Genomic DNA, 3,016 nt, shown 5'->3' on the forward strand with positions numbered 1-3,016 from the left:
AGTCATATAAGTAATCAAATGTTAAGATTACTATCTGTATTACAAAATTTGTTTTCTGAATTTTCATTGGATAATAGAAAAAATAAATTTTGTGTTATTGGTGAAAAAGAAGCGAGGATAGTATATGAAGAAAAGAATTTTAATCGTAGAAGATGAAGAAAATATTCGAGAAGTATGCAAACGGTATTTAGAAAGAGAAGAATATGAAGTTTATACCGCTGTAAATGGTAAAGAAGGTTGGGATTTATTTCTTACACATCAACCAGATTTAATTATATTAGAATGCCAAAAAAAGATGGATGGGAATTATGCGAGGAAATTCGTCAACAGTCAAATGTTCCTATTAGAAGGTTGGGATTTATTTCTTACACATCAACCAGATTTAATTATATTAGATTTGATGATGCCAAAAAAAGATGGATGGGAATTATGCGAGGAAATTCGTCAACAGTCAAATGTTCCTATTATTATGTTAACTGCTAAGGGAGAGGAAAGGGATCGAATTTTAGGCTTAACAATGGGGGCTGATGATTATTTAACAAAGCCATTTTCCCCCCGTGAATTAGTATTAAGGGTTCAAATTATACTAAGAAGAGGAAGCCATGTACCAATACAAGCGAAAGAGTCTCTATTGGAAGTGATAGAGTTTCCAGATTTAAAAATATATCCAAAGACAAGATATGTACTTGTTTGTGATAAGGAAGTGGAGTTAACGGTGAAAGAGTTTGAGGTACTTTATCTCATGGCAAAGCATCCAAAACAAGTATTTTCTCGCTCGCAGCTTCTTGAATTAATTTGGGATTTTGGACATGAAGGGGCATCAAACACAGTTACCGTGTTAGTGAGTCGTTTACGTGAAAAGCTCAAAAGCAAAGGATATCAAACAGAGTTATCGTGTTAGTGAGTCGTTTACGTGAAAAGCTCGAAAAGCATACGATAAAGAATCGTTGGATTCATACGGTTTGGGGTATAGGATATCGCTTTGAGCCAAATGGAGGAAATGAAATATGAGATTACGTATTCAATTGTTACTCATGAATCTATTAAGTACCAGTATTATGGTAATTGCTATATGGTATAGTGAGACCAAAATGTTACTTGAACCGGAACAAACGCGGTTATTAACAGTAATTGCATTTGTGGCATTCATTATTTCAACGTTTATTTATTGGTTAATGACACGTCCTATCATGAGATCTATACAAAATTTAATAAAATTGACGAAACAATTTAGTGATAGACACTTTGAAACGATGTATATAATTGGGCAAGAACCACGTGAGTTTAAAGAATTGGCAACAGCTTTTCAACAGATGGCAAAAAAATTAGAAGAAGGGTTTACTAAGTTAGAGGAACAAGAAAACTCTCGTAAGGAGCTAATTACCAATATCTCACACGACTTACGAACACCTATGGCTAGTATGCAAATGATGATAGAAGCATTACAAGATAACCTGATTGAAGATCCTGAAATGAAAAAGCGATACTTAGCAACGGTTTTAAAAGAAATAGAAAGATTAAATGGATTAATTAACGACTTATTTGATCTTTCAAAGTTAGAGTTTGAGCAAGTAGATTTTCACCCAAGTTTCACACATTTAGATAAAGTTCTATTAGATGTATTAGAGTCACATTCTGTCTTATTAGGAGACAAACAAATCCATGTGCAATTGGATGTCCCTGATACATTACCTCGGCTTTTGATTATGCCTTGTAAAATTGAAAGGGTCATAGGTAATTTATTACATAATGCAATTCGATATTCTCCTATCTCTGGAACAATTGAATTGACTGTAGTGAAAAATAAACCAACTCAACAGGTCCAATTCACTATGCGGGATGAAGGAATGGGAATTTCTCCAAATGATCAATTACGTGTATTTGAACGTTTTTTTAGAACAGATCGATCAAGAAGTTCACAATCTGGAGGTTCCGGACTTGGATTAGCTATTGCAAAATCATTGATTGAAATGCACAAAGGGGAAATTGGCGTAAGGAATCGCGCAGATGGTAAGCAGGGAAGTGAATTTTGGTTCACTCTTCCCATCACATCAGTAAAAAAATAAGATGCTGAAAGACTTTTGTAACATTTACGTTAGAAAAATGAAAGACCTTCTTGTTAACATACTACTACACAGTATGTTACAGGAGGTTTTTTACTTTATGAAAAGAAAATATGTATGGCTTATAGGTGGTTTAATAATTGTATTGGGGATTTTATGGTCATTGTTCCGACCAGAGAAATTATTTATTGATAAGCGCGTAAATGAATCATTGCCACAAGCAGAGATACAATCAACTGAAGTAAGGCAACAAAGTGATCGAGTAATAAGGGAAGGACAGTTTCAAAACGGTGTCCATGAAACAACTGGAACGGCAAAAATTCACCAATTAGCGGATGGAAAACGTGTTTTACGACTTTCTAATTTTGCAACATCAAATGGGCCAGATGTACGAGTTGTATTAGTTCCTACAAATCGTTTGAAAAATAATGAAGACGTAAAAAACTATCAGTATATTGAATTAGGAAAATTAAAGGGAAATAAAGGAGACCAAAACTACGAAATTCCTGAAGGGATAGATGTAAGTGAATATGGTTCGGTTTCTGTTTGGTGTAAAAGATTTAATGAAAACTTTGGTGCGGTTTATTTTAATAATTAAATATGAACTTGAAATTTCCTCTTACAGGCGAAATTCATATGGGTTATGGTAAAAGCTACAGCGAACTTAGTTGCTAAGAAGGGCACTCATAAGAGTGTCTTTTTCATATTTCTCAATTTTTGTATATTTTAGTGCAATTGGACGTTTACGAAGAGATTTTATTCGTGCATAAATAATTTTAAGAGTATGCCAGGAAATCTTTGATTTATCAAGAAAAATTAAATTTAAACTGTATTATATACAGAAGCCACTTGAGGGGTGTTAAGATGCCAAATTTCTCATTTTGGGGTAGTTGCTTTTCATAGCTAGATGACTATGTATCGGTACCCCATAAGAAAAAGGCAGGAACATATCA

General features: G+C 33.7%; 4 protein-coding genes. All 4 read left to right on the forward strand.

Going from position 1 to position 3,016, the window contains the following annotated elements; all coding sequences use genetic code 11:
• Window positions 1-124: 124 nt before the first annotated feature.
• The 4 genes from DN389_RS28140 (at window position 125) to DN389_RS28150 (ending at window position 2,661) form a co-directional block, all read left to right on the forward strand.
• Entirely contained in the window at window positions 125-901 is a 777-nt protein-coding gene (locus DN389_RS28140) for a response regulator transcription factor (RefSeq protein WP_370512822.1), read from the forward strand.
• Complete coding sequence (locus tag DN389_RS29290) at window positions 901-1,011, forward strand: winged helix-turn-helix domain-containing protein (protein WP_370512823.1); 111 nt, start codon at window positions 901-903, stop codon at window positions 1,009-1,011. Before DN389_RS28140 ends, DN389_RS29290 begins: the two co-directional genes overlap by 1 nt.
• Window positions 1,008-2,066, forward strand: a complete 1,059-nt coding sequence (locus DN389_RS28145) for a sensor histidine kinase (protein WP_149237853.1) — start codon at window positions 1,008-1,010, stop codon at window positions 2,064-2,066. Before DN389_RS29290 ends, DN389_RS28145 begins: the two co-directional genes overlap by 4 nt.
• Before the next feature lie 97 nt (window positions 2,067-2,163).
• On the forward strand, window positions 2,164-2,661 hold the full coding sequence (locus tag DN389_RS28150; protein ID WP_000824738.1) for a DM13 domain-containing protein: 498 nt from the start codon (window positions 2,164-2,166) through the stop codon (window positions 2,659-2,661).
• The last annotated feature ends 355 nt before the right edge of the window (window positions 2,662-3,016 follow it).

It is taken from the genome of Bacillus sp. AY3-1, from assembly GCF_008368785.1.
Lineage (GTDB): Bacteria > Bacillota > Bacilli > Bacillales > Bacillaceae_G > Bacillus_A > Bacillus_A wiedmannii.

Bases quoted from the DNA above. Each gene is read 5' to 3' on its own strand.
- DN389_RS28150 (WP_000824738.1), top strand. From the start codon at position 2,164: ATGAAAAGAAAATATGTATGGCTTATAGGTGGTTTAATAATTGTATTG.
- DN389_RS28145 (WP_149237853.1), top strand. From the start codon at position 1,008: ATGAGATTACGTATTCAATTGTTACTCATGAATCTATTAAGTACCAGT.
- DN389_RS28140 (WP_370512822.1), top strand. From the start codon at position 125: ATGAAGAAAAGAATTTTAATCGTAGAAGATGAAGAAAATATTCGAGAA.